This is a genomic window from Frankia sp. AgB32 (assembly GCF_023243045.1).
GTDB lineage: Bacteria > Actinomycetota > Actinomycetes > Frankiales > Frankiaceae > Frankia.
In genome coordinates, this window is sequence record NZ_JALKFX010000043.1 from 29,466 (window position 1) to 52,444 (window position 22,979).

The 22,979-nt window shown below is 68.7% G+C and carries 35 protein-coding genes; 34 read left to right on the forward strand and 1 reads right to left on the reverse strand.

The window, feature by feature from the left end:
* Window positions 1–286 precede the first annotated feature (286 nt).
* The gene (locus MXD60_RS15060; protein ID WP_248819719.1) at window positions 287–1,054 is read left to right on the forward strand and encodes a pseudouridine synthase family protein; all 768 of its coding nucleotides are present in this window, start codon (window positions 287–289) and stop codon (window positions 1,052–1,054) included.
* A gap of 51 nt (window positions 1,055–1,105) precedes the next feature.
* On the opposite strand, the gene mug is transcribed toward MXD60_RS15060, so the two are convergent.
* Window positions 1,106–1,738, reverse strand: coding sequence for a G/U mismatch-specific DNA glycosylase (gene mug / locus MXD60_RS15065; RefSeq protein ID WP_248819690.1), 633 nt, complete (start codon window positions 1,736–1,738; stop codon window positions 1,106–1,108).
* A 655-nt stretch (window positions 1,739–2,393) separates the two neighbouring features.
* On the opposite strand from mug, the gene rpsL reads away from it, so the two are divergent.
* The 33 genes from rpsL (at window position 2,394) to rpsD (ending at window position 22,819) form a co-directional block, all read left to right on the forward strand.
* Window positions 2,394–2,768, forward strand: coding sequence for a 30S ribosomal protein S12 (rpsL, locus tag MXD60_RS15070; RefSeq protein WP_248819720.1), 375 nt, complete (start codon window positions 2,394–2,396; stop codon window positions 2,766–2,768).
* Window positions 2,768–3,238, forward strand: coding sequence for a 30S ribosomal protein S7 (gene rpsG, locus MXD60_RS15075; protein ID WP_101832667.1), 471 nt, complete (start codon window positions 2,768–2,770; stop codon window positions 3,236–3,238). The genes rpsL and rpsG overlap by 1 nt, the downstream gene beginning before the upstream one ends.
* A 6-nt stretch (window positions 3,239–3,244) precedes the next feature.
* Complete coding sequence (gene fusA / locus MXD60_RS15080; RefSeq protein ID WP_248819691.1) at window positions 3,245–5,341, forward strand: elongation factor G; 2,097 nt, start codon at window positions 3,245–3,247, stop codon at window positions 5,339–5,341.
* A gap of 74 nt (window positions 5,342–5,415) precedes the next feature.
* The gene (gene tuf, locus MXD60_RS15085) at window positions 5,416–6,609 is read left to right on the forward strand and encodes an elongation factor Tu (protein ID WP_248819692.1); all 1,194 of its coding nucleotides are present in this window, start codon (window positions 5,416–5,418) and stop codon (window positions 6,607–6,609) included.
* 272 nt (window positions 6,610–6,881) lie between these two features.
* Complete coding sequence (gene rpsJ, locus MXD60_RS15090; protein ID WP_007514815.1) at window positions 6,882–7,190, forward strand: 30S ribosomal protein S10; 309 nt, start codon at window positions 6,882–6,884, stop codon at window positions 7,188–7,190.
* A gap of 17 nt (window positions 7,191–7,207) precedes the next feature.
* Window positions 7,208–7,912 carry a 50S ribosomal protein L3 gene (gene rplC, locus MXD60_RS15095; RefSeq protein WP_248819693.1) on the forward strand — a complete coding sequence of 235 codons (705 nt, stop codon included), beginning with the start codon at window positions 7,208–7,210 and terminating at the stop codon, window positions 7,910–7,912.
* Window positions 7,909–8,616 carry a 50S ribosomal protein L4 gene (rplD, locus tag MXD60_RS15100; RefSeq protein ID WP_248819694.1) on the forward strand — a complete coding sequence of 236 codons (708 nt, stop codon included), beginning with the start codon at window positions 7,909–7,911 and terminating at the stop codon, window positions 8,614–8,616. Before rplC ends, rplD begins: the two co-directional genes overlap by 4 nt.
* Window positions 8,613–8,909: a 50S ribosomal protein L23 gene (rplW, locus tag MXD60_RS15105; RefSeq protein ID WP_248819695.1), complete on the forward strand. Its 297-nt coding sequence runs from the start codon at window positions 8,613–8,615 to the stop codon at window positions 8,907–8,909. Before rplD ends, rplW begins: the two co-directional genes overlap by 4 nt.
* Window positions 8,910–8,988: 79 nt before the next feature.
* The gene (gene rplB / locus MXD60_RS15110) at window positions 8,989–9,822 is read left to right on the forward strand and encodes a 50S ribosomal protein L2 (protein WP_248819696.1); all 834 of its coding nucleotides are present in this window, start codon (window positions 8,989–8,991) and stop codon (window positions 9,820–9,822) included.
* 90 nt (window positions 9,823–9,912) lie between these two features.
* A complete protein-coding gene (gene rpsS / locus MXD60_RS15115) occupies window positions 9,913–10,194 on the forward strand; it encodes a 30S ribosomal protein S19 (protein ID WP_009740524.1) in 282 nt (93 codons plus the stop codon).
* Window positions 10,187–10,615 carry a 50S ribosomal protein L22 gene (gene rplV / locus MXD60_RS15120; protein ID WP_248819697.1) on the forward strand — a complete coding sequence of 143 codons (429 nt, stop codon included), beginning with the start codon at window positions 10,187–10,189 and terminating at the stop codon, window positions 10,613–10,615. The genes rpsS and rplV overlap by 8 nt, the downstream gene beginning before the upstream one ends.
* Window positions 10,615–11,649, forward strand: coding sequence for a 30S ribosomal protein S3 (gene rpsC, locus MXD60_RS15125; RefSeq protein ID WP_248819698.1), 1,035 nt, complete (start codon window positions 10,615–10,617; stop codon window positions 11,647–11,649). The genes rplV and rpsC overlap by 1 nt, the downstream gene beginning before the upstream one ends.
* Before the next feature lie 3 nt (window positions 11,650–11,652).
* Window positions 11,653–12,069 carry a 50S ribosomal protein L16 gene (gene rplP / locus MXD60_RS15130; RefSeq protein WP_248819699.1) on the forward strand — a complete coding sequence of 139 codons (417 nt, stop codon included), beginning with the start codon at window positions 11,653–11,655 and terminating at the stop codon, window positions 12,067–12,069.
* On the forward strand, window positions 12,069–12,332 hold the full coding sequence (gene rpmC / locus MXD60_RS15135) for a 50S ribosomal protein L29 (protein WP_248819700.1): 264 nt from the start codon (window positions 12,069–12,071) through the stop codon (window positions 12,330–12,332). Before rplP ends, rpmC begins: the two co-directional genes overlap by 1 nt.
* A 5-nt stretch (window positions 12,333–12,337) precedes the next feature.
* On the forward strand, window positions 12,338–12,646 hold the full coding sequence (gene rpsQ / locus MXD60_RS15140; RefSeq protein WP_248819701.1) for a 30S ribosomal protein S17: 309 nt from the start codon (window positions 12,338–12,340) through the stop codon (window positions 12,644–12,646).
* 86 nt (window positions 12,647–12,732) lie between these two features.
* On the forward strand, window positions 12,733–13,101 hold the full coding sequence (rplN, locus tag MXD60_RS15145; protein WP_009740518.1) for a 50S ribosomal protein L14: 369 nt from the start codon (window positions 12,733–12,735) through the stop codon (window positions 13,099–13,101).
* A 2-nt stretch (window positions 13,102–13,103) separates the two neighbouring features.
* Window positions 13,104–13,430, forward strand: coding sequence for a 50S ribosomal protein L24 (gene rplX / locus MXD60_RS15150; protein ID WP_518468009.1), 327 nt, complete (start codon window positions 13,104–13,106; stop codon window positions 13,428–13,430).
* A 41-nt stretch (window positions 13,431–13,471) separates the two neighbouring features.
* Window positions 13,472–14,065, forward strand: coding sequence for a 50S ribosomal protein L5 (rplE, locus tag MXD60_RS15155; protein WP_248819703.1), 594 nt, complete (start codon window positions 13,472–13,474; stop codon window positions 14,063–14,065).
* 4 nt (window positions 14,066–14,069) lie between these two features.
* Window positions 14,070–14,255, forward strand: coding sequence for a type Z 30S ribosomal protein S14 (locus MXD60_RS15160; protein ID WP_011602308.1), 186 nt, complete (start codon window positions 14,070–14,072; stop codon window positions 14,253–14,255).
* A 127-nt stretch (window positions 14,256–14,382) separates the two neighbouring features.
* Window positions 14,383–14,793, forward strand: coding sequence for a 30S ribosomal protein S8 (rpsH, locus tag MXD60_RS15165; RefSeq protein ID WP_248819704.1), 411 nt, complete (start codon window positions 14,383–14,385; stop codon window positions 14,791–14,793).
* A gap of 12 nt (window positions 14,794–14,805) precedes the next feature.
* Window positions 14,806–15,342, forward strand: coding sequence for a 50S ribosomal protein L6 (gene rplF / locus MXD60_RS15170; protein ID WP_248819705.1), 537 nt, complete (start codon window positions 14,806–14,808; stop codon window positions 15,340–15,342).
* Between the two features lie 10 nt (window positions 15,343–15,352).
* Window positions 15,353–15,727, forward strand: coding sequence for a 50S ribosomal protein L18 (rplR, locus tag MXD60_RS15175; protein ID WP_248819706.1), 375 nt, complete (start codon window positions 15,353–15,355; stop codon window positions 15,725–15,727).
* Between the two features lie 62 nt (window positions 15,728–15,789).
* Window positions 15,790–16,401: a 30S ribosomal protein S5 gene (rpsE, locus tag MXD60_RS15180; protein ID WP_248819707.1), complete on the forward strand. Its 612-nt coding sequence runs from the start codon at window positions 15,790–15,792 to the stop codon at window positions 16,399–16,401.
* A complete protein-coding gene (gene rpmD, locus MXD60_RS15185) occupies window positions 16,401–16,586 on the forward strand; it encodes a 50S ribosomal protein L30 (protein ID WP_248819708.1) in 186 nt (61 codons plus the stop codon). Before rpsE ends, rpmD begins: the two co-directional genes overlap by 1 nt.
* Before the next feature lie 2 nt (window positions 16,587–16,588).
* Window positions 16,589–17,089: a 50S ribosomal protein L15 gene (gene rplO, locus MXD60_RS15190; RefSeq protein ID WP_248819709.1), complete on the forward strand. Its 501-nt coding sequence runs from the start codon at window positions 16,589–16,591 to the stop codon at window positions 17,087–17,089.
* A 272-nt stretch (window positions 17,090–17,361) separates the two neighbouring features.
* Window positions 17,362–18,654 (forward strand): preprotein translocase subunit SecY, encoded by a 1,293-nt coding sequence (gene secY, locus MXD60_RS15195; protein WP_248819710.1) that lies wholly within the window; start codon window positions 17,362–17,364, stop codon window positions 18,652–18,654.
* On the forward strand, window positions 18,654–19,307 hold the full coding sequence (locus MXD60_RS15200; RefSeq protein WP_248819711.1) for an adenylate kinase: 654 nt from the start codon (window positions 18,654–18,656) through the stop codon (window positions 19,305–19,307). Before secY ends, MXD60_RS15200 begins: the two co-directional genes overlap by 1 nt.
* 182 nt (window positions 19,308–19,489) lie before the next feature.
* Window positions 19,490–20,335, forward strand: coding sequence for a type I methionyl aminopeptidase (map, locus tag MXD60_RS15205; protein WP_248819712.1), 846 nt, complete (start codon window positions 19,490–19,492; stop codon window positions 20,333–20,335).
* 253 nt (window positions 20,336–20,588) lie between these two features.
* Window positions 20,589–20,810, forward strand: a complete 222-nt coding sequence (gene infA / locus MXD60_RS15210) for a translation initiation factor IF-1 (protein WP_006541558.1) — start codon at window positions 20,589–20,591, stop codon at window positions 20,808–20,810.
* Between the two features lie 96 nt (window positions 20,811–20,906).
* On the forward strand, window positions 20,907–21,020 hold the full coding sequence (rpmJ, locus tag MXD60_RS15215) for a 50S ribosomal protein L36 (protein WP_248819713.1): 114 nt from the start codon (window positions 20,907–20,909) through the stop codon (window positions 21,018–21,020).
* Window positions 21,021–21,226: 206 nt separating this feature from the next.
* Entirely contained in the window at window positions 21,227–21,607 is a 381-nt protein-coding gene (gene rpsM / locus MXD60_RS15220; RefSeq protein WP_248819714.1) for a 30S ribosomal protein S13, read from the forward strand.
* Between the two features lie 82 nt (window positions 21,608–21,689).
* Window positions 21,690–22,094, forward strand: a complete 405-nt coding sequence (gene rpsK, locus MXD60_RS15225; RefSeq protein ID WP_011435061.1) for a 30S ribosomal protein S11 — start codon at window positions 21,690–21,692, stop codon at window positions 22,092–22,094.
* Between the two features lie 95 nt (window positions 22,095–22,189).
* Entirely contained in the window at window positions 22,190–22,819 is a 630-nt protein-coding gene (gene rpsD / locus MXD60_RS15230; RefSeq protein ID WP_248819715.1) for a 30S ribosomal protein S4, read from the forward strand.
* The last annotated feature ends 160 nt before the right edge of the window (window positions 22,820–22,979 follow it).

The following is a 22,979-nucleotide window of genomic DNA, read 5'->3' on the forward strand; positions in this document are numbered from 1 at the left end:
CGCGCCCCGCCGCGGCGCGCGGGCGCCCCCCGGCCGGGCGGGCGGCCCCCCCCCCCCCCCCCCCCGTTCGGCGTTCCGCCGACGTGCCGTTGGACCGATGTGCCGTTGGACCGATGTGCCGTTGGACCGATGTGCCGTTGGAACGATGTGCCGTTGGACCGATGTGCTCGACCTGGACCGGGCGGGCTTCCGCCGACCACCTGAGGATGGACCCGCGGTGACGAACACGCCCACGCTGTCGTGGCCGGAGCTCCGGGCCGGCGGCCTGGTGTTCGAGGACGACGAGATGCTCGCGCTCGACAAGCCGGCGGGCATCTCGGTGATGGGGGAGCGGCACGACACCGACCTCGTCCGGCTCGCCGCGGCGGCGGGCGAGGAGCTGTTCCCCGTGCACCGCATCGACAAGGCGACCTCGGGCCTGGTCCTGTTCGCCCGCGAACTGCGCTACCACGGCGACCTCACGCGCCAGTTCCAGCGGCGCACGGTGGACAAGGGCTACCTGGTACTCACCCGCACCCGTGGCCTGCCCGCGGCGGGCACCGTCGAGCTGCCGTTGAGCGTCGGACGCAAGAACAGGGTCCGGATCGCCGCGAACCGCGGCGACATCGTCACCCGGGTCACCGCCGGGGCGGACTCGGCGGACCCGGTGGGGCACTGGTCGGTCCCGGCGGGCGCGGTGTTCGGGCACGTTCGCAGCTATCCGTCCGTGACCACGTTCCGGCGGCTGTGGGAGGGCGGTGACGTCACGCTGCTCCTGGCGACTCCGGTCAGCGGGCGGCGGCACCAGATCCGGGTGCATCTCGCCTGGATCGGACATCCGATCGAGGGCGATCCGCTCTTCGACCGGGCGGCCACGTCCCGCACGCTGCTGCACTCCTGGCGCCTGGCGCTCGACAGCGGTGGGGCGCGGCGGCGACTGGAGGCGCAGCCAGGCAGCGACTTCTGGGCCCCGGTCCGCGACCTCGTACCCCCGGAGCTGCCGGGAACCCTGTCTGAGCTGCTGCCGTGGCCGGAGCAGGTGGACCAGCCGGAGTGGCCGCCGCAGGCCGACTGAAGGGTGGTCGGCGGGGAAGCGGTCGCGATCCGACCGCTGGGTGGCCCCGCGTCAGGGCCTGATCGGGCCGTAGGCGGCTTCGCGCAGCTCGCCGTAGGCCCCGGCAAGGTCGGGGAGCTGGTAATGGGCATTGAGGCCGCTGGGGTTCGGCAGCAGCCAGATGCCCGCCGGTCCCAGCGTCTCGGGCTGGCGGCCGACGCGGGCGGTGCGCCGCCGGAAGCCCAGGCGGTAGGCGGCCAGGCCGAGGAAGGCGACCCAGGCCGGCTCGATCCGCTCGACCAGCTCGGCGAGGCGGGCGACGCCGGCCCGGATCTCGTCGTCGTCGATCTCGTCGGCGCGGGCGGTGGAACGCGTGACGAAGTTCGTGATGCTGATGCCACGGCTGGTCAGCTCGTCGGTCTCGCTCGGGTGCAGGCGGCGCGGAGTGAAACCGGCGAGGTGCAGCACCGGCCAGAGGCGGTTGCTGGGTGTGCCGAAGTGGAACCCGGTCGCCCCGGACTCCAGCGACGGGTTGATGCCGCACAGAAGGACGGTGGTGCGCGGCGCGACGAGGTCCGGGACGGTGGTTCCGTACGCGGCCAGGAGCTGTTCCCTGGTGGGTCGGATCGGGCGGCCGTCGGCGCGCCGCGGTGGTCCCGGAGTGGCCGCCGGCCCGGGTGGATCTCCGTCAACTGCGTCGAACATGTCCGCGGGGCCTCCGTAGCAGGTATCGTGCTGACCTGTACAGCCTGCCAGTGTTCACGGTGGCGTCGGTTGGTCCCTGGATCCGTTGGTTCCAGGTAGGCCGCCGGGTTCCCGATCGCTCGCCTGGTAGGTCGCGTGAGGTCCGGCCGCCCCGCTCCGCGGGTAGTGGATTGTCGGCCTCGGCGCGCCGACCAGGCTGTTCGGGCGTAGTTGTGCTCGCCGTGGTCCTGTGGCTGTCTGCGCGGGAGGTCGTTCGGTACCCCGTTCGACACGTGACGTGGCTGTGGAGTACTGTTGATGCCCGTGGCCAGGGTCCGCGTGACTCTGGCGTGCGTCCCGTACTTCGATGTGGCGCCGTGGCGCTGAACGTGTTGACGTAACGTCGCCGTTCAGGGGTCCGTCGGCGACTGTCGAGCTCGGTTCCGCAAGGCGGCCGGGCGGGCTGGCGTGCTCTCCGCATGTGGTTTGGATCATCGAAAGTTCTGATCCAAATTCACTGGGACGGCGCGACACGCCCGACCGCGTGGGTCGGAAGTAGCGACTGGAGCCGACAGGGTGGCTCGAGTACGGGTCGCGAAGGAAACGCAGGTAGGCCGGCGGACCGGTCTGGTTGCCCAAGGCAGTACGACGAGGCGTGACAGGAACGGGAGCGGCGTTGCCCACGATCCAGCAGCTGGTCCGAAAGGGCCGGCAGGACAAGGTCGAGAAGACCAAGACCCCGGCACTCAAGGGGAGCCCTCAGCGTCGTGGTGTGTGCACCCGCGTCTACACGACCACCCCGAAGAAGCCGAACTCGGCGCTGCGCAAGGTCGCACGAGTCCGGCTGAACAGCGGGATCGAGGTCACCGCCTACATTCCCGGCGTCGGCCACAACCTGCAGGAGCACTCGATCGTCCTCGTCCGCGGTGGCCGAGTGAAGGATCTCCCGGGCGTGCGCTACAAGATCGTCCGAGGCGCTCTCGACACGCAGGGCGTCCGTAACCGCAAGCAAGCTCGCAGCAAGTATGGCGCGAAGAAGGAGAAGGGCTGATGCCGCGCAAGGGGCCCGCACCCAAGCACGCCGTCGTGGTCGACCCGGTCTACGGGTCGCCCCTGGTGACCGCGCTGGTGAACAAGGTGCTGATGAGCGGCAAGAAGTCCGTCGCGGAGCGCATCGTGTACGGCGCGCTTGAAGGTGCGAAGAACAAGACCGGCAACGACCCGGTCGTCACGCTGAAGCGGGCGCTCGACAACGTCAAGCCGACGCTGGAGGTGCGCAGCCGCCGGGTCGGTGGCGCCACCTACCAGGTACCGGTCGAGGTGCGTGCCGGTCGCAGCACGACCCTCGCGCTGCGCTGGCTCGTCGGATACTCCCGGGCTCGTCGTGAGAAGACGATGACCGAGCGGCTGATGAACGAGCTGATCGACGCGAGCAACGGCCTCGGCGCGAGCGTGAAGCGCCGGGAGGACACCCACAAGATGGCGGAGTCCAACAAGGCCTTCGCCCACTACCGCTGGTAGCTCGATATGCCATCTGACGTTCCTTCCTCGCTGGCCATGACCCGCAACATCGGGATCATGGCCCACATTGACGCGGGCAAGACCACCACGACCGAGCGCATCCTCTTCTACACCGGTGTGAACTACAAGATCGGTGAAGTGCACGAGGGTGGCGCCACGATGGACTGGATGGAGCAGGAGCAGGAGCGGGGGATCACGATCACCTCCGCGGCCACCACCTGCATCTGGCGCGACCACACCATCAACATCATCGACACGCCCGGCCACGTCGACTTCACTGTCGAGGTCGAGCGGTCGCTGCGCGTGCTCGACGGTGCGGTGGCGGTGTTCGACGCCGTCGCCGGCGTCGAACCGCAGAGCGAGACCGTCTGGAAGCAGGCCGACCGCTACAACGTCCCGCGGATCGCCTTCGTCAACAAGATGGACCGTGTCGGCGCCGAGTTCCACCGCTGCGTCGACATGATGGTGGAGCGGCTCGACGCGACGCCGGCCGTCGTCCAGCTCCCCTGGGGTGTCGAGTCGGACTTCCGCGGCGTGATCGACCTGATCCGGATGAAGGGCCTCCTCTGGCAGTCGGAGGACAAGGGCGCCTCGTACGAGTCGGTCGACATCCCGGCCGACCACGCCGAGGCCGCGCAGGAATGGCACGACAAGCTGGTCGAGACCGTCGCCGAGAACGACGACGAGCTCATGGAGCTTTACCTCGAGGGCGTGGAGCCCACCGAGGAGCAGCTGGCCGCCGCCCTGCGGCGGGGTACGCTGGCCAGCAAGATCAACCCGGTGCTGTGCGGCTCCGCGTTCAAGAACAAGGGCGTCCAGCCCATGCTCGACGCGGTCGTCGACTACCTGCCGAACCCGCTGGACATCGGCGCCACCGTCGGCCACTCGGTCAAGGACGAGGCCACCGAGGTCCGGCGTGAGCCGTCGGAGGACGAGCCGTTCTCCGCGCTCGCGTTCAAGATCATGAGCGACCCGTACGTGGGTAAGCTGACCTACATCCGGGTGTACTCGGGCAAGATCAGCGGTGGCTCCCCGGTCCTGAACTCCACCAAGGACCGCAAGGAGCGGATCGGCCGCATCCTCCAGATGCACGCCAACCACCGGGAAGACCGTGAGGGTGTCGGCGCGGGCCAGATCGTCGCCGTGGTGGGGCTGAAGAACACCACGACCGGCGACACGCTCTGCGACCCGAACGCTCCGGTGATCCTGGAGTCGATGACGTTCCCGGCGCCGGTCATCCACGTCGCGATCGAGCCGAAGACCAAGGCCGACCAGCAGAAGCTGGGCACCGCGATCCAGCGGCTCGCCGAGGAGGACCCGACCTTCCAGGTCAGGACCGACGAGGAGACCGGCCAGACGATCATCGCTGGCATGGGCGAACTGCACCTCGACGTGCTGGTCGACCGGATGCGTCGCGAGTTCAGCGTCGAGGCGAACGTCGGCAAGCCGCAGGTCGCCTACCGGGAGACCATCCGCCGCAAGGTGGAGAAGGTCGACTACACCCACAAGAAGCAGACGGGTGGTTCCGGGCAGTACGCCCGAGTGATCATCAGCCTGGAGCCTTCCGGCGGCGACGGCGGCGGCTACGAGTTCCAGAACAAGGTCACCGGCGGTCGCATCCCCAAGGAGTACATCCCCTCGGTGGACGCCGGCTGCCAGGAGGCCATGGAGTTCGGCGTTCTCGCCGGATACCCCCTGGTCGACGTCAAGGTGACCCTCCTGGACGGCCAGTTCCACGACGTCGACTCCTCCGAACTCGCTTTCAAGATCGCGGGTTCGATGGCGTTCAAGGACGCCGCCCGGAAGGCCGACCCGGTGCTGCTCGAACCGCTGATGGCCGTCGAGGTCACCACGCCCGAGGACCACATGGGTGACGTGATCGGCGACCTCAACTCGCGGCGCGGACAGATCCAGGCGATGGAGGAGCGAGGCGGCTCCCGCATCGTGCGGGCGTCCGTACCGCTGTCGGAGATGTTCGGCTACGTCGGCGACCTGCGGTCGAAGACGTCCGGCCGGGCCAGCTACTCGATGCAGTTCGACTCCTACGCCGAGGTTCCCGGGAACGTCGCCAAGGAGATCATCGCCAAGGCCAGGGGGGAGTAACCGCCCTCGTGGCGTGAGCACGACCCCCAGCTGACTACACCAGCACGACACCACCCGTCCTTGGAGGGACACCCGTGGCGAAGCAGAAGTTCGAGCGGACCAAGCCGCACGTCAATATCGGCACCATTGGTCACATCGACCATGGCAAGACCACCCTGACCGCGGCGATCACCAAGGTCCTGCACGACGCATACCCGGACCTCAACCCCTTCACGCCGTTCGACCAGATCGACAAGGCGCCGGAGGAGAAGGCCCGCGGCATCACGATCTCGATCGCGCATGTCGAGTACCAGACCGACTCGCGTCACTACGCGCACGTCGACTGCCCGGGTCACGCGGACTACATCAAGAACATGATCACCGGTGCCGCGCAGATGGACGGCGCGATCCTGGTGGTCTCCGCGACCGACGGCCCGATGCCGCAGACGAAGGAGCACGTGCTGCTCGCTCGTCAGGTCGGCGTGCCGTACATCGTCGTCGCGCTGAACAAGGCCGACATGGTGGACGACGAGGAGATCCTGGAGCTCGTCGAGCTCGAGGTCCGCGAGCTGCTGAGCTCGTACGAGTTCCCGGGCGACGACGTTCCGGTCATCCGTGTCTCCGCGTTGAAGGCGCTGGAGGGTGACAAGGAGTGGGGCGCCAAGCTGCTCGAGCTCATGGCGGCGGTCGACGAGTCGATCCCCGAGCCCAAGCGTGACATCGACCGGCCGTTCCTGATGCCGATCGAGGACGTCTTCACGATCACCGGTCGTGGAACCGTCGTTACCGGGCGTATCGAGCGTGGAATCGTCAAGGTCTCCGAGACGATCGAGATCGTCGGTATCAAGCCCGAGACGACCACCACGACCGTCACCGGCGTCGAGATGTTCCGCAAGCTGCTCGACGAGGGCCAGGCGGGCGACAACGTCGGCCTGCTCCTGCGCGGCATCAAGCGTGAGGACGTCGAGCGCGGCCAGGTCGTCGTCAAGCCGAAGTCGATCACGCCGCACACCGTGTTCGAGGCTCGCGTCTACATCCTGAACAAGGACGAAGGCGGCCGCCACACGCCGTTCTTCAAGAACTACCGGCCTCAGTTCTACTTCCGCACCACCGACGTGACCGGCGTCGTGACCCTCCCCGAGGGCACCGAGATGGTCATGCCGGGCGACAACACCGAGATGACGGTCGAGCTGATCCAGCCGATCGCCATGGAGGAAGGTCTGCGTTTCGCCATCCGCGAGGGTGGCCGGACCGTCGGTGCGGGCCAGGTCCTGAAGGTTCTCAAGTAGCAACCGCGGGCGGTGGGTCCGGATCACGCGACCCACCGCCCGCATTGCTGCTCGCGCGGTCTTCCACACCGGCCGCCGACGTGGCAGGCAGTGACACGGCAGGCAATCCGGCTCCCCGCGCCGACTTCGTCGGCGGGGACCGGCACGAGACAGCGGTAACCGGCAGATTCCCACCGCCGGCGGCGGGCGCCACCCGGCGCGGGGGAATCTACGGGCGGTGACCCGGTAGCGGTACCGGCCGGACGAGACAGACAGGACAGGCGAAGCCCACCATGGCGGCACAGAAGATCCGCATTCGGCTCAAGGCCTATGACCACGAGGTCATCGACAGCTCGGCGCGGAAGATCGTCGAGACGGTGACCCGGACGGGTGCGCAGGTCGCGGGACCGGTGCCGCTGCCGACGGAGAAGAACATCTACTGCGTCATCCGGTCGCCGCACAAGTACAAGGACAGCCGCGAGCACTTCGAGATGCGGACGCACAAGCGGCTGATCGACATCCTTGACCCGACGCCGAAGACGGTCGACTCGCTCATGCGCCTCGACCTCCCCGCCGGTGTCGACATCGAGATCAAGCTGTAAGAGGGGCCGGCGCAGTCATGCTCATCCGCAACTACAGAGGGATCCTGGGCACGAAGCTCGGGATGACCCAGGTATGGGACGCGAACAACCGCGTCGTGCCGGTCACCGTCATCAAGGCCGGCCCCAACGTCGTCACGCAGGTCAAGACGCCTGACTCCGACGGCTACTCCGCCGTCCAGCTCGGCTATGGCGAGATCGACCCGCGTAAGATCAACAAGCCGGCTCGTGGGCACTTCGCGACCAGCGCCGCCACCCCGCGGCGCCACCTCGTCGAACTGCGGACCGCCGACGCCGTCAAGTACAGCCCGGGCCAGGAGCTGACCACCGAGGTGTTCTCCGCGGGCGTCGTCGTCGACGTCACCGGCACCTCCAAGGGCAAGGGCTTCGCCGGTGTCATGAAGCGCCATGGCTTCAAGGGCCTGGGTGCCGGGCACGGTGTCGAGCGCAAGCACCGCTCGCCGGGATCGGTCGGCGGTTGCGCCACACCCGGCAGGGTCTTCAAGGGCCTGCGGATGGCTGGCCGGATGGGCCACGTGCGCACCACGACCCCCGGTCTGATCGTTCACGCGGTGGACGCCGAGCGTGGCTATCTGCTGGTGAAGGGCGCGGTGCCCGGCCCCGACGGCGGTCTCGTCTTCGTGCGCAGCGCGGCCAAGCGCCCGGCTCCCGAGGACTTCGCCCCGATCGTGGCCACCACTGCTGGTGAGGAGGTCTCGGCATGACCCCGGTGGCGACCGCATCCGACTCGGATGCCACTACGCGCACCGTTCCGGTGCACGCGCCGAACGGCGGTGACGGCGGCAGCGTCGACCTGCCCGCCGGCGTGTTCGACGTGCCGCTGAACGTGCCGCTGATCCACCAGGTCGTGGTCGCGCAGCTCGCGGCGGCCCGCCAGGGCACGCACGACACCAAGACCCGTGGCGAGGTTCGCGGCGGTGGCCGCAAGCCGTACCGGCAGAAGGGCACCGGCCGCGCCCGGCAGGGCTCACTGCGCGCGCCGCAGTTCGCCGGCGGTGGCGTGGTGCACGGCCCGACCCCGCGCAAGTACGACCAGCGCACCCCGAAGAAGATGAAGGCCGCCGCGCTGCGCGGCGCCCTCTCGGACCGGGCGCGCAACAACCGGGTGCACGTCGTGTCCTCACTGGTCTCCGGTGAGGCGCCGTCGACGAAGGCCGCCGTGATCGCGCTGCGCACGATCGCCGACACCCGCCGGGTGCTCGTGGTCGCCAGCCGCCGCGACGACCTGACCTGGCGGAGCCTGCGCAACGTCGAGGCGGTGCACCTGCTCGACCCGGGTCAGCTCAACACCTATGACGTGCTGGTGAGCGACGACGTCGTGTTCACCGAGGAGGCGCTCGCCGCGTTCCTCGCCCGCGCCAGCCAGCCGGCGTCGCCGAATGCCGCCGGTGCGGAGGAGGACAAGTGATTCCCGACCCGCGTGACGTGATCCTGCGGCCGGTGGTCTCGGAAAAGAGCTACAGCCTGCTCGACGAGAACGTCTACACCTTCGTCGTGCACCCGGACGCGAACAAGACGCAGATCAAGCTCGCGGTCCAGCAGATCTTCAAGGTGCGGGTCCTGCGGGTGAACACCATCAACCGGCAGGGCAAGCGCAAGCGGACCAAACACGGCTGGGGTCAGCGCTCCGCGACCAAGCGGGCGCTGGTGAGCCTCGCGCCGGGTGACACGATCGAGATCTTCGGAGGTCCCGGTGCCTGAGCGCACGCGCCGCGAGGCGCTGGCCGCGGGCCAGGGGTCGACGGGCCACGCCTCTCAGTGGCCGGGACGGTAGGAAGCCATGGGTATTCGGAGATACAAGCCGACGACGCCGGGGCGTCGTGGCGCGAGCGTGGCCGACTTCGTCGAGATCACCCGCGACCATCCGGAGAAGTCGCTGGTCCGTCCGCTGCACTCGAAGGGCGGGCGTAACGTCCACGGCCGGATCACCACCCGGCACCAGGGCGGCGGCCACAAGCGGGCCTACCGGGTCATCGACTTCCGTCGCGACAAGGACGGAGTGCCGGCCAAGGTCGCGCACATCGAGTACGACCCGAACCGCACCGCGCGCATCGCGCTGCTGCACTACGCCGACGGCGAGAAGCGCTACATCCTCGCCCCGGTCAAGCTGAAGCAGGGCGACCAGGTCAGCTCCGGTGTCGGCGCCGACATCAAGCCCGGCAACGCGCTGCCGCTGCGCAACATCCCGACCGGTACGGTGATCCACAACATCGAGCTTCGGCCCGGTGGCGGTGCGAAGATCGCTCGTAGCGCGGGCGCCAGTGTGCAGCTCGTCGCGAAGGACGGTCCATACGCCCAGCTGCGGATGCCCTCGGGCGAGATCCGCAACGTCGACGTCCGCTGCCGCGCGACGGTCGGCGAGGTTGGCAACGCCGAGCAGAGCAACATCAACTGGGGTAAGGCCGGCCGGATGCGCTGGAAGGGCCGTCGGCCCACCGTGCGTGGTGTCGCGATGAACCCGGTTGACCACCCGCACGGCGGTGGTGAGGGCAAGACCTCCGGTGGTCGCCACCCGGTCAACCCGAAGGGTCGTCCGGAGGGCCGGACCAGGGCTCACAAGAAGGCGTCCGACGCGCTCATCGTGCGTCGTCGCAAGCAGAACAGGCGGCGGTAGTGACCTCAGGAACCCGGGCCACGGCCACCGTGAACCGCGCGCTGTCCCACCCCACCCACCGAATCTGAGCAGGAAGGAGGAGACACAGCCATGCCACGCAGTTTGAAGAAGGGCCCGTTCGTCGACGACCACCTGCTCAAGAAGGTGGACGTGCAGAACTCCAAGGGCACCAAGCACGTCATCAAGACCTGGTCTCGGCGTTCCACCGTGATCCCCGACATGCTGGGTCACACGATCGCCGTGCACGACGGCCGCAAGCACGTCCCGGTCTTCATCACCGAGGGCATGGTCGGGCACAAGCTCGGCGAGTTCGCCCCGACCCGGACGTTCCGTGGCCACGTCAAGGAGGACCGGAGGTCACGCCGTGGCTGACGATCTCGTTGACGGCCTGACCCGCGCCGGCCTGCCGGGCGCCAAGGCGTCCGCCCGCTACGTGCGGCTGTCGCCGACAAAGGCCCGCCGGGTCGTCGACCTGGTCCGCGGCCGTTCGGTCAGCGAGGCGCTGGACATCCTCCGGTTCGCCCCGCAGGCGGCGAGCGAGGACGTGTACAAGGTCGTCGCCAGCGCGGCGGCGAACGCCGAGAACAACCACAACCTCGACCCGGCGACCCTCTGGGTCGGCGAGGTGTACGTGGACGAGGGGCCGACGCTCAAGCGCATCCGCCCCCGCGCCCAGGGCCGGGCCTACCGGATCCGCAAGCGCACCAGCCACATCACGGTCGTGGTGGAGAGCCGGGAACCGGTCGCCGCCGCGGCTGGCCGGGGCGCGAAGACGACAAGGAGGGCCCGGTAGTGGGGCAGAAGGTCAACCCGCACGGGTTCCGACTTGGCATCACGTCGGAATTCACGTCCCGCTGGTACGCCGACAAGCAGTACAAGGCGTACGTCGGCGAGGATGTCAAGATTCGCAAGATGATGTCGAAGGGCATGGAGCGGGCCGGCATCAGCCGGGTCGACATCGAGCGGACCCAGGGTCGGCTGCGGGTGGACATCCACACCGCGCGCCCGGGCATCGTCATCGGTCGTCGTGGCGCCGAGGCCGACCGCATCCGCGGCGACCTGGAGAAGCTCACCGGCAAGCAGGTGCAGCTGAACATCCTCGAGGTCAAGAACCCCGAGGTCGACGCGCAGCTCGTCGCCCAGGGCGTGGCCGAGCAGCTCTCCAGCCGGGTCAGCTTCCGCCGTGCCATGCGCAAGGCGATGCAGACCGCGATGAAGGGCGGCGCGAAGGGGATCCGGGTCCAGTGCTCGGGTCGCCTCGGCGGCGCCGAGATGAGCCGGTCCGAGTTCTACCGCGAGGGTCGGGTGCCGCTGCACACGCTGCGCGCGGACATCGACTACGGCTTCTACGAGGCCCGGACGAACTTCGGCCGCATCGGCGTGAAGGTCTGGATCTACAAGGGCGACATCGTCCAGAGCCGGGCCGAGCGTGAGGCCCAGGAGGCGCTGCAGCGCCAGACCCGCCGGGACCGGCCGCGGCGTGGGCCGCGTTCCGGCTCGTCCGGCACCACCCAGGGCGGCACCGACGCCGGCCGCGCGGCGGCGCGCAACGAGCGCCGCGGCGGCCGTGGCGGCGCCAACACGTCCGCCCCCGAGGCGACCGCGTCCGACGCGGCATCGACGGGCCCGGCGGAGGCCGGCGCACCCGAGCCGGCGAGTGCCGCGCCCGAGGCAAAGGCCGCCCCCGAGACCAAGGCCGCCCCCGAGGCAAAGGCCGCCCCCGAGGCAAAGGCCGCCGAGACCAAGGCGGCCCCTGAGGCGAAGGCCGCCGTTGCCGAGACGGCTGCCGCGCCGGCTGTGGGCACTCCGGAGAAGGCGGAGGAATAGATCATGCTGATTCCTCGGAAGGTCGCGCACCGCAAGCAGCACCACCCCGGGCGTACCGGTGCGGCCAAGGGCGGCACCAAGATCACCTTTGGTGAGTACGGTATCCAGGCCCTCGAGTCGGCGTACGTGACGAACCGGCAGATCGAGTCGGCGCGTATCGCGATGACCCGGCACATCCGCCGTGGTGGCAAGGTCTGGATCAACATCTACCCCGACCGCCCGCTGACGAAGAAGCCGGCCGAGACCCGGATGGGTTCCGGTAAGGGCTCGCCGGAGTGGTGGATCGCGAACGTCAAGCCGGGCCGCATGCTCTTCGAGCTGTCCGGGGTCGACGAGGCCGTGGCGCGCGAGGCGATGCGGCGCGCCATCCACAAGCTGCCGATGAAGTGCCGGTTCGTGGTTCGTGAAGGTGGTGCGTGATGGCAGTCGCTACCGCGGACGAACTGCGGGGCCTGTCGGGCGAGGAACTCGTCGACAAGCTTCGGGAGGCCAAGGAGGAGCTCTTCAACCTCCGGTTCCAGGGCGCCACCGGGCAGCTGACCAACAACCGTCGGCTGCGGTCCGTGCGGCGTGACATCGCCCGGATCTACACGGTGATGCGCGAACGTGAGTTGGGGATCACCGAGGATCCCGCGCTGGCCGGCGCGGCGGACGATGATGCGACGCAGTCGGAACGGGCGTGAGGGCAGTGGCAGACGAGACGGCCTCCCAGGAGGCTTCGCAGGAGACGGCCGAGGCGAGCGCGGAGCGCGGCTTCCGCAAGGTCCGCGAGGGTCTGGTGGTCAGCGACAAGATGGCCAAGACCGTCGTGGTCGCCGTTGAGGACCGCGTGCAGCACCCGCTGTACGGCAAGACGATCCGCCGGACGAAGAAGATCAAGGCGCACGACGAGAGCGGCACCACGGGTGTCGGCGACCGCGTGCTCCTGATGGAGACCCGGCCGCTTTCCGCCACCAAGCGGTGGCGCGTCGTCCAGGTCCTGGAGAGGGCCAAGTAGTTCCGGGGCGGTTTGGTCCCTCCGGGGCAGTGCCCCGACCAGGCAGGACCGGTTGATCTGTAGTACCGGGTGATCAGGAGCGGAAAGTGATTCAGCAGGAGTCGCGACTTCGGGTCGCCGACAACACCGGGGCACGGGAGATTCTGTGCATCCGGGTGCTTGGCGGCTCTGGGCGTCGTTACGCGGGGATCGGCGACATCATCGTCGGCACGGTCAAGGATGCCCTGCCCGGCGCCGGCGTGAAGCGCGGCGACGTGGTCAAGGCGGTCGTGGTGCGCACCACCAAGGAGCGCCGGCGGCCCGACGGCTCCTACATCCGTTTCGACGAGAACGCGGCGGTCCTCATCCGGGACGGTGGCGACCCCCGGGGCACCCGCATCTTCGGCCCGGTTGGCCGCGAGCTGCGGGACAAGAAGTTCATGAAGATCATTTCTCTGGCGCCGGAGGTGCTGTGACCGTGGCCGCGTTGAAGATCAAAAAGGGTGACACGGTCCAGATCATCACCGGCAAGGACCGCGGTCTGAAGGGGAAGGTCATCCGGGCCTACCCCGAGCAGAACAAGGTGCTCGTCGAGGGCGCGAACCGGATCACCCGGCACACCCGCGTCCAGCAGAGCGCGCGTGGCTCGCAGTCCGGGGGGATCGTCACCCAGGAGGCGCCGATCCACGTCAGCAACGTGATGATCGTCGACCCGTCGGACGGTAGGCCCACCCGCATCGGTTTCCGCGTCAACGAGGACGGCACCAAGGTCCGTATCTCCCGGCGCACCGGCACCGAGCTGTAGGCCGAGCGAGCAGTCGAGCATTTGGGAATCGAGATCAGACAATGACTGTGACCACTGAAGACCGGGCTGCCGGCGCGCCGGGCGCCCGTCCGCTCCCACGGCTGAAGCAGCGGTACCGCGAGGAGATCGCCCCGGCGTTGAAGGAGGAGTTCTCCTTCGCCAACGTCATGCAGATCCCCGGCGTCGTGAAGGTCGTCGTGAACATGGGCGTCGGCGACGCCGCCCGCGACGCGAAGCTCATCGACGGCGCTGTGCGGGACCTGGCACTGATCACCGGCCAGAAGCCGGCCGTGCGGCGGGCGAAGAAGTCCATCGCCCAGTTCAAGCTGCGCGAGGGCATGCCGATCGGCGCGAAGGTCACCCTGCGCGGCGACCGGATGTGGGAGTTCCTCGACCGGCTCGTCTCCATCGCCCTGCCCCGCATCCGCGACTTCCGCGGGCTGTCCCCGAAGCAGTTCGACGGTGCGGGCAACTACACCTTCGGCGTGGTCGAGCAGTCGATCTTCCACGAGATCGACATCGACCGGATCGACCGGATTCGGGGCATGGACATCACGGTCGTGACCACCGCGACCACCGACGACGAGGGCCGGGCGCTCCTGCGGGCGCTGGGCTTCCCCTTCCGGGAGAACTGAGCAGATGGCCAAGAAGGCACTGATCGAGAAGTCGAACCGCAAGCCGAAGTACGCGGTGCGCGGTTACACCCGCTGCCAGCGCTGCGGCCGGTCCCGCTCGGTGTACCGGGTGTTCGGGCTCTGCCGGGTCTGCCTGCGCCAGATGGCGCACCGCGGCGAACTGCCCGGCATCACCAAGAGTTCCTGGTAACCAACCAGGGCGCCGTTTTCCTACCAGCGCCACCCCCGCATTCCACCCGATCGCGGCAGGCCCACCGCACGGTTGCCGAGGAAGTGTCCGGCTCCGGTGGGAACCGCCGTGAGAAAGGCGTCACGCCATGACGATGACCGACCCGATTGCGGACATGCTCACCCGTGTCCGTAACGCCAGCCGGGCGTACCACGACAACGTGGTGATGCCCCACAGCAAGATCAAGACTCACATCGCCGAGATCCTCCAGCAGGAGGGTTACATCTCCAGCTGGCGCGTCGAGGACGCCACCGCGGCTGGCGGCGTCGGCCACACGCTGGTCGTCGAGCTGAAGTACGGCCCGAACCGGGAGCGTTCGATCGCCGGGATCAAGCGCATCAGCAAGCCGGGCCTGCGGGTCTACGCCAAGGCGACGAACCTTCCCAAGGTGCTCGGGGGTCTGGGCGTCGCGATCATCTCGACCTCGTCGGGTCTGTTGACTGACCGGCAGGCGAACAAGCGGGGCGTGGGCGGAGAAGTCCTCGCCTACGTCTGGTAAGGAAGGCGAACGATGTCACGGATCGGGCGCCTGCCCATTCCCGTCCCCAGCGGTGTCGATATCACCGTCGAGGGACCCACTGTCACCGTCAAGGGCCCCAAGGGCACCTTGAGCCACACCGTTGCCGAGCCGATCACGGTCGGCCGCGAGGACGGGCAGCTCGTCGTGGCCCGTCCCGACGACGACCGCCGGTCCAGGGCGCTGCACGGCCTGACCCGCACCCTGGTCGCGAACATGGTCACCGGGGTCACCTCCGGTTACTCGAAGACCCTGGAGATCGTCGGGGTCGGTTACCGCGTCCAGGCGAAGGGCTCCGACCTGGAGTTCGCGCTCGGCTTCAGTCACCCCGTCCCGGTCAAGGCCCCTGAGGGCATCCGCTTCGAGGTGCAGGCCCCGACCCGCTTCGTGGTTCACGGGATCGACAAGCAGCTGGTCGGCGAGGTCTCCGCGAAGATCCGCGGATTGCGCAAGCCTGACCCCTACAAGGGCAAGGGCGTGCGGTACCAGGGCGAGGTCGTCCGCCGCAAGGTCGGGAAGACCGGGAAGTAGGAGATAGATCATGGCAGTGAGCCTCGGCGTCAGCGCGAAGCGGCGGACAGCCAAGCTCCGTCGGCACTCCCGCGTGCGCAAGAAGGTGGCGGGCACGCCGATCCGTCCCCGGCTCGTCGTCACCCGGTCCTCGCGGCACATCTACGCCCAGGTCATCGACGATGTCGCTGGCCGGACGCTCGCTTGGGCGTCCACGCTGGACGTGACCCTGCGCGGCGGGGAGGGCGACAAGTCGGCCCAGGCCCGCAAGGTCGGTGAGCTCGTCGCCCAGCGCGCGAAGGCGGCCGGCATCGACGCCGTCGTGTTCGACCGCGGCGGCCGTACCTACGCGGGCCGGATCGCCGCGCTCGCGGATGCGGCGCGGGAAGGCGGGTTGGACTTCTGATGACCGCCTCGCGCCCGGCCAGCCAGGCCACCCAGTACAGCCAGAACAGGGAGATGTTGTAGATGCCAGGCCAGCAGCGCCGCGGCGGCGGCTCCGGCGGCTCGGACCGTCGGGAACGCCGGGACCGGTCGGGCGGCGGCCCGGCCCAGGAGAAGAACGCCTACGTCGAGCGGGTCGTCGCGATCAACCGCGTGGCCAAGGTCGTCAAGGGCGGTCGTCGCTTCAGCTTCACCGCCCTCGTCGTGGTCGGTGACGCCGACGGAACCGTCGGCGTCGGCTACGGCAAGGCGAAGGAAGTCCCCGCCGCCATCGCGAAGGGCGTCGAGGAGGCCAAGAAGCACTTCTTCAAGGTGCCTCGGATCGGCTCGACGATCCCGCACCCGGTGCAGGGGGAGGAGGCGGCGGGCGTGGTCCTGCTCAAGCCGGCCTCGCCCGGTACCGGTGTGATCGCCGGCGGTCCGGTGCGTGCCGTGCTGGAGTGCGCGGGCGTCCACGACGTCCTGTCGAAGTCGCTCGGCTCGTCGAACCCGATCAACATCGTGCATGCCACGGTGGCCGCCCTGCGCGGCCTCATGCGGCCCGAGGAGATCGCGGCCCGGCGTGGCCTGCCGCTGGAGGACGTCGCGCCGCCGGCGATGCTGCGGGCCCGGGCGGCCGCCGGAGCGAGTGTCTGATGGCGAAGCTGCGCATCACACAGATCCGGTCGGGGATCGGCGGTACCCACAACCAGCGGGCGACGCTGCGGACCCTCGGGCTGCGCAAGATCAACGCGTCGACCGTCCGTGAGGATCGTCCCGAGGTTCTTGGGATGATCAGGACTGTGACCCATCTTGTCCGGGTCGAGGAGGTGGACTCCTAATCATGGCCGAACAGGCGAAGACCGAGGCCGCCGAGACCGAGGCGACGGCGACCGACCGTGGCCGCGGCCTGAAGGTGCATCACCTGCGCCCGGCGCCCGGTGCGCACCGCAAGCGCATCCGGGTGGGACGCGGCGAGGGCTCCAAGGGCAAGACGGCCGGCCGTGGCACCAAGGGCTCCAAGGCCCGCAAGCAGGTGCCCGCCCGGTTCGAGGGTGGCCAGATGCCGCTGCACATGCGGCTGCCGAAACTGAAGGGCTTCACCAACCCGGCTCGGGTCGAGTTCCAGGTGGTGAACATCGCCGCCCTGGCCGAGCTGTTCCCGGACGGCGGTGAGGTGACCAAGGCCGACCTCGTGGCGAAGGGCGCCGTGCGCTCCAAGCTGCCGGTCAAGATTCTTGGTAACGGCGAGATCGATGTCGCGCTGCACGTCAGCGCGGACGCGTTCTCCGGCTCCGCGCGCGAGAAGATCGCGGCTGCCGGCGGGAGCGTCACCGAAGGTTGAGAGAAGGCAGGCGGGAGCGGCCCGAGTGACGGCCGCTCCCGCCTGTTGTGCATCCGGGCCGCCCGCGGGCGGGTCCGGCGGTGGCGGAGCGCACCGGCATCAGCCGGTTCTTCCCGGCTACCGCTGCCTACCGGGCGTGATGTCCGGACGAGTGGACCGGGTGTCCTGTTACAGTCGCCTCACCGACGTCGACGGCCCGCCGCCGACGTCGCCGTCGCACCGGGCAGGATGTCCACTTCCCGTCGGTCCGCAATCCCCCAGCAGGAGGAGACGTGCTCACCGCCTTCACGCGGGCATTCCGCACTCCTGACCTGCGTAAGAAGCTGCTGTTCACCGTCGGGATCGTGGTGCTGTTCCGGTTCGGCAGTGTCATGCCGTCGCCCGGCGTCTCCACCAGCGCGGTCAACACCTGCCTCAACGCCGCGAGTGCCGACAGCCGCAACGTCTACTCGCTGATCAACCTCTTCAGCGGTGGCGCGCTGCTCCAGCTGTCCATTTTCGCGCTGGGCATCATGCCGTACATCACCTCGAGCATCATCATCCAGCTGCTCGTCGTGGTCATTCCCCGGCTTGAGCAGCTGAAGAAGGAAGGCAGTGCGGGCGAGCAGAAGCTCACCCAGTACACCCGTTACCTGACGATCGCCCTCGGTGTCCTGCAGGCGACCGGCATCGTGGCCCTGGCGCGCAGCGGCCGGCTGTTCCCGAGCTGCACGTCGGCGATCATTCCGGACACCAGCCTGTTCCGGATCGTGACGATCGTGGTCACGATGACCGCCGGCACCTCGGTGATCATGTGGATGGGTGAGCTCATCACCGCCCGCGGCGTCGGCAACGGCATGTCGCTGCTGATCTTCACGTCGATCGCGGCCCGGCTGCCGTCGGAGGGCACCAGCATCCTGCAGGTGGCCGGTGGCGTGGTCTTCAGCCTCGTGCTGCTGCTGGGCCTCGCGATCGTGGTCTTCGTGGTGTTCGTGGAACAGTCGCAGCGACGGATCCCGGTCCAGTACGCCAAGCGGCTGATCGGCCGGCGAATGTACGGCGGCACCTCGACCTACCTGCCGATCAAAGTCAACCAGGCCGGCATCATCCCGGTCATCTTCGCATCGTCCCTGCTCCAGCTCCCGCAGCTGGTCGGGCAGGTGTGGAGCAACCAGGGCTTCCAGGACTTCGAGCAGCGTTATCTCTCACGCGGCAACCATCCGCTCTACCTGGTGACCTACTTCGCACTCATCATCTTCTTCACCTACTTCTATGTTGCGATCACCTTCAACCCAACGGAGGTCGCTGACAACATGAAGAAGTATGGTGGTTTCATCCCGGGCATCAGGCCGGGCAACCCGACAGCGGAGTACCTCAAACACGTACTTGACCGGATCACTCTCCCGGGGTCCCTCTTCCTCGGAGCGATCACGGTCCTGCCGTTGGCACTGTTGAACCTGACCAAGGACCAGCCGTTCCCCTTCGCGGGCACCTCGGTCCTGATCATGGTGGGGGTAGGGCTGGAGACAGTGAAGCAGATCGAAAGCCAGCTCATGCTCCGCAACTACGAAGGTTTCCTCCGGTAGTGCGTCTCGTACTGGTGGGACCGCCCGGTGCCGGAAAAGGTACTCAGGCCGCGTTCATAGCCCAGGCGCGGTCCATCCCCAAGATCTCCACTGGGGACATTTTCCGAGCGAACGTGCGACAGGGAACCGAACTGGGCGTCAAGGCCAAGACCTTCATGGACGCCGGCGACCTCGTGCCGGACGAGATCACCATCGGGATGGTCCGCAACCGCCTCGCCGAGGACGACGCGGTGAAGGGCTTCCTGCTCGACGGCTTCCCGCGCAACGTGCCGCAGGCCGAGGTGCTCGGGCAGATGCTCGACGGGATGGGAACCCGTCTTGACGTGGTGCTCGAGCTCGTCGTCGACGACGACGAGGTCGTGCGGCGGCTGTCCGGGCGGCGCACCTGCCGGAACTGTGGCCACATCTGGCACCTCGACTTCGACCCCCCATCGGTCGAGAACGTCTGTGACCGGTGTGGCGGGGAGCTTTTCCAGCGGGACGACGACCGGTCCGAGACGGTGCGCCACCGGCTCGAGGTGTACGCGGACCAGACGTCGCCACTCGTGGCGTACTACGCCGAGAAGGGCATCCTGATCGGCATCGACGCCACCGGCCCGGTGGACAACGTCACCGACCGCGCGCTGGACGCGTTGCGCCACTACGGGGACTGACAGCTGGTTCGGCCTGCCGCGGGCTCAGGATGCGTGCGGCAGGCGCGAGCCTCTGGCTGCGCGATGGGGCGGCGGCCCCGGCTCGGTCTCGCGGCCGGCAGGATGATCGGCGCGAATGGCCTCGTGGCGGGGACTAGCATCGGAACACGGACCAGCACACGGACACAGACCGGGGCGAGAGCGTGGCGCGACGAGAGCACGTCCAGATCAAGACGGCGGCTGAGATCGCCAAGATGCGCGTGGCCGGCCTGCTGGTCGCCAAGACCCTGGCCCGGCTGCGGGAGGCGGTCGCGCCCGGCGTCACCACCGCGGACCTGGACGCGCTCGCCGAGAAGACGATCCGCGCCGACGGCGGCATCCCGTCCTTCAAGGGTTACGCCCAGCCGCCCTATCCTGCGTCCATCTGCAGCTCGGTGAACGACGAGGTGGTCCACGCGATCCCGAGCCGCAAGCGGGTGCTGCGCGAGGGCGACATCATCTCGATCGACTGCGGCGCGATCGTCGATGGCTGGCACGGTGACGCGGCGATCACCGTTCCCGTCGGTGAGGTCGCGCCCGAGGTTCTCGCCATGATCGAGACCTGCGAGGGCTCGCTGTGGGCCGGCCTGGCCGCGGCCCAGCTCGGCGGCCGCCTCACCGACATCAGCGCCGCGGTCGAACGGCACATCACCCCGAGCGGCCACGGCATCGTCGACCACTACGGCGGCCACGGCATCGGCACCGAGATGCACCAGCCGCCCCACGTGCTCAACTACGGCCGTCCCGGCCGCGGTATCCGGCTGGTCGAGGGGCTCGCGCTGGCCATCGAGCCGATGATCACGATGGGCTCGCCCGACACGAAGGTGCTGGCCGACGACTGGACGGTCGTCACCGATGACGGCAGCCTCGCCGCCCACACCGAGCACTCGGTAGCGATCACGCACCGGGGGCCGTGGGTGCTGACCGAGCCAGACGGCGGCGTCGCCAAGCTCGCGGCTCTCGGGGTCGCCTGCGGGCAGCCGGCCGACGCTCCGTCCGGCATCGGCTGAGCCTGGTTGGCCCTTGACGGATGGGCCACGTAGACTCTTCAGTTGGCGGTCTTCTCACGCCGGTGTGCTCCACCGCGTCGATAGCAGTCCTGAAACGTGGCAGTTGCGGTCGGTGGCAGTGTGGTCGGTGGTCGGAGTGTCCTCGCGGGCGCTGCGGTCCCGACCTGAGTCGTCCCGGGGCTAGCTTCCGGGCAGCTCGACCGGTCGCGGCCGAACCGCCGGCTCAATCGTCGACGTCAGGACAGCGGAGGACATGCCGAAGAAGGACGGGGCCATCGAGATCGAGGGCCGAGTCGTGGAGCCACTCCCGAACGCCATGTTCCGGGTGGAACTCCAGAACGGTCATCGCGTTCTCGCCCACATCAGCGGGAAGATGCGTCAGCACTACATCCGGATCCTGCCGGAGGACCGCGTCGTGGTCGAGCTCTCGCCCTACGACCTGTCCCGCGGTCGCATCGTCTACCGCTACAAGTAGCTCGGTCGGCTCGCGCCGGCCTACCGCACCACCCATTCGTCCGGTTCCACCCACGCCACGCGCGGCCCGCGGCTGCGCAGGAGGTTCGCAACAGCCGTGAAGGTCAAGCCCAGCGTCAAGCCGATCTGTGACAAGTGCAAGGTGATCCGCCGTCACGGGCGCATCATGGTCATCTGCGAGAACCTTCGTCACAAGCAGCGTCAGGGCTAAGTTCCTGACGGGTGGATCCACCCCGGCCCGGCGTGGTGCCTGCGCGCCAGCGGAGCACGGGCGAGGATCCCCACAGTCAAGCGATGCCAGGCGTCCCGCCACGCGGGACGTCCCACCCCTGGTCGGAGGCCGGGGCCCGGCCGGCGTTATGCCGGTCGGGGCGGCATCGCCCGAGACCTCCGGCTGCAGGAAGGAAACATCGGTTCATGGCACGCCTTTCTGGCGTCGACCTTCCCCGTGAGAAGCGGGTCGAGATCGCTTTGACCTACATCTTCGGGATCGGCCGCACCCGCTCGCGGGAGACTCTCGCCGCCACCGGGGTCAACCCCGACACGCGGGTGCGTGACCTCAGCGAAGAGGAGATCGTCCGCCTGCGCGAATGGATCGACGCGAACTACCGGGTCGAGGGTGACCTCAACCGGGAGATCAAGCAGGACATTCGCCGCAAGATGGAGATCGGCTGCTACCAGGGCCTGCGCCACCGGCGCAACCTCCCGGTCCACGGTCAGCGCACGCACACGAACGCGCGTACCCGCAAGGGCCCGCGTCGCGCCATCGCCGGCAAGAAGAAGGCCGGCAAGAAGTAGTCACCGGCGCCCGCCGGGCGGTTCCGCCCGTTTCTGGACGACCGCTGACCGACGACCTCGCACACGGAGATCACACGCGAAGATGCCTCCCAAGACGCGCGCTGCCGGCGCCAAGAAGGTCCGGCGCAAGGAAAAGAAGAACGTTGCCCACGGGCACGCTCACATCAAGAGCACGTTCAACAACACGATCGTCTCGATCACCGACCCCTCCGGGAACGTGATCTCCTGGGCCTCCGCCGGCCACGTCGGCTTCAAGGGCTCGCGGAAGTCGACTCCCTTCGCCGCGCAGATGGCCGCTGAGAACGCGGCCCGCAAGGCGCAGGAGCACGGCATGCGCAAGGTCGACGTGTTCGTGAAGGGTCCGGGCTCCGGCCGGGAGACCGCGATCCGCTCCCTGCAGGCGGCGGGTCTCGAGGTGGGGGCGATCCAGGACGTCACCCCGACTCCGCACAACGGTTGCCGTCCGCCCAAGCGGCGCAGGGTGTGACCGTGCGGCGTGGCGACCAGGGCCGGGGCGACAGCCTCGGCCGCGTCGCGGCGTCGCGTCCGAGTTCGCGCCAGGAAACGAAAGAGAAGGATTAGATGGCCCGTTACACCGGCGCGGACTGCAAGCGTTGCCGCCGCGAAAAGACGAAGCTGTACCTCAAGGGCAGCAAGTGCGACACCCCGAAGTGCCCGATCGAGATCCGGCCCTACCCGCCGGGCGAGCACGGCCGGGGCCGCACCAAGGACTCCGAGTACCTCCTGCAGAAGCGCGAGAAGCAGAAGTGCGCGCGGATCTACGGGATCCTCGAGAAGCAGTTCCGTGGCTACTACGACGAGGCGAACCGTCGCTCCGGCAAGACCGGTGACGAGCTGCTGAAGATCCTCGAGTCGCGGCTCGACAACGTCGTCTACCGGGGCGGCTTCGCGCCGTCGCGGGACGCTGCCCGCCAGGCGGTTCGGCACGGCCACGTGGTGGTCAACGGCCGCAAGGTCGACATCCCGAGCTACCGGGTCAGCGAGAACGACATCGTCGAGATCGCCCCGAAGGCGAAGGAGCTCACTCCGTTCGTCATCGCTCGGGAGACCGCGGGCCAGGGCCGCACGGTTCCGGCGTGGCTGGAGGTCCTCCCGACCCAGATGCGGATCCTGGTGCACTCCCTGCCGGCTCGGCAGGTCATTGACACCCAGGTCCAGGAGCAGCTGATCGTCGAGCTTTACTCCAAGTAGGACGGCCCCGGCGCCCTCGAGGTCACCGTTCGGCCCGGGGGGGGGGGGGCCGCGCGGGGGGGGGCGGGGGCGGCGAGGCGGGTGGGGCAGCCGTCAGGTAGGGGCGGCGGCTGGTGGCATCCAGGGAGCGCCGCGGAACGCGAGGCGTAGGGCGTGCAGC

What these genes read in the sequence shown, in the direction of transcription:
- MXD60_RS15060 (WP_248819719.1), top strand. Translation starts at nt 287, where the DNA reads ATGCTCGCGCTCGACAAGCCGGCGGGCATCTCGGTGATGGGGGAGCGG.
- mug (WP_248819690.1), bottom strand. Translation starts at nt 1,738, where the DNA reads ATGTTCGACGCAGTTGACGGAGATCCACCCGGGCCGGCGGCCACTCCG.
- rpsG (WP_101832667.1), top strand. Translation starts at nt 2,768, where the DNA reads ATGCCGCGCAAGGGGCCCGCACCCAAGCACGCCGTCGTGGTCGACCCG.
- fusA (WP_248819691.1), top strand. Translation starts at nt 3,245, where the DNA reads ATGCCATCTGACGTTCCTTCCTCGCTGGCCATGACCCGCAACATCGGG.
- rpsJ (WP_007514815.1), top strand. Translation starts at nt 6,882, where the DNA reads ATGGCGGCACAGAAGATCCGCATTCGGCTCAAGGCCTATGACCACGAG.
- rplC (WP_248819693.1), top strand. Translation starts at nt 7,208, where the DNA reads ATGCTCATCCGCAACTACAGAGGGATCCTGGGCACGAAGCTCGGGATG.
- rplD (WP_248819694.1), top strand. Translation starts at nt 7,909, where the DNA reads ATGACCCCGGTGGCGACCGCATCCGACTCGGATGCCACTACGCGCACC.
- rplB (WP_248819696.1), top strand. Translation starts at nt 8,989, where the DNA reads ATGGGTATTCGGAGATACAAGCCGACGACGCCGGGGCGTCGTGGCGCG.
- rpsS (WP_009740524.1), top strand. Translation starts at nt 9,913, where the DNA reads ATGCCACGCAGTTTGAAGAAGGGCCCGTTCGTCGACGACCACCTGCTC.
- rplP (WP_248819699.1), top strand. Translation starts at nt 11,653, where the DNA reads ATGCTGATTCCTCGGAAGGTCGCGCACCGCAAGCAGCACCACCCCGGG.
- rpmC (WP_248819700.1), top strand. Translation starts at nt 12,069, where the DNA reads ATGGCAGTCGCTACCGCGGACGAACTGCGGGGCCTGTCGGGCGAGGAA.
- rplE (WP_248819703.1), top strand. Translation starts at nt 13,472, where the DNA reads ATGACTGTGACCACTGAAGACCGGGCTGCCGGCGCGCCGGGCGCCCGT.
- MXD60_RS15160 (WP_011602308.1), top strand. Translation starts at nt 14,070, where the DNA reads ATGGCCAAGAAGGCACTGATCGAGAAGTCGAACCGCAAGCCGAAGTAC.
- rpsH (WP_248819704.1), top strand. Translation starts at nt 14,383, where the DNA reads ATGACGATGACCGACCCGATTGCGGACATGCTCACCCGTGTCCGTAAC.
- rplF (WP_248819705.1), top strand. Translation starts at nt 14,806, where the DNA reads ATGTCACGGATCGGGCGCCTGCCCATTCCCGTCCCCAGCGGTGTCGAT.
- rplR (WP_248819706.1), top strand. Translation starts at nt 15,353, where the DNA reads ATGGCAGTGAGCCTCGGCGTCAGCGCGAAGCGGCGGACAGCCAAGCTC.
- rpsE (WP_248819707.1), top strand. Translation starts at nt 15,790, where the DNA reads ATGCCAGGCCAGCAGCGCCGCGGCGGCGGCTCCGGCGGCTCGGACCGT.
- rpmD (WP_248819708.1), top strand. Translation starts at nt 16,401, where the DNA reads ATGGCGAAGCTGCGCATCACACAGATCCGGTCGGGGATCGGCGGTACC.
- rplO (WP_248819709.1), top strand. Translation starts at nt 16,589, where the DNA reads ATGGCCGAACAGGCGAAGACCGAGGCCGCCGAGACCGAGGCGACGGCG.
- infA (WP_006541558.1), top strand. Translation starts at nt 20,589, where the DNA reads ATGCCGAAGAAGGACGGGGCCATCGAGATCGAGGGCCGAGTCGTGGAG.
- rpsM (WP_248819714.1), top strand. Translation starts at nt 21,227, where the DNA reads ATGGCACGCCTTTCTGGCGTCGACCTTCCCCGTGAGAAGCGGGTCGAG.
- rpsK (WP_011435061.1), top strand. Translation starts at nt 21,690, where the DNA reads ATGCCTCCCAAGACGCGCGCTGCCGGCGCCAAGAAGGTCCGGCGCAAG.
- rpsD (WP_248819715.1), top strand. Translation starts at nt 22,190, where the DNA reads ATGGCCCGTTACACCGGCGCGGACTGCAAGCGTTGCCGCCGCGAAAAG.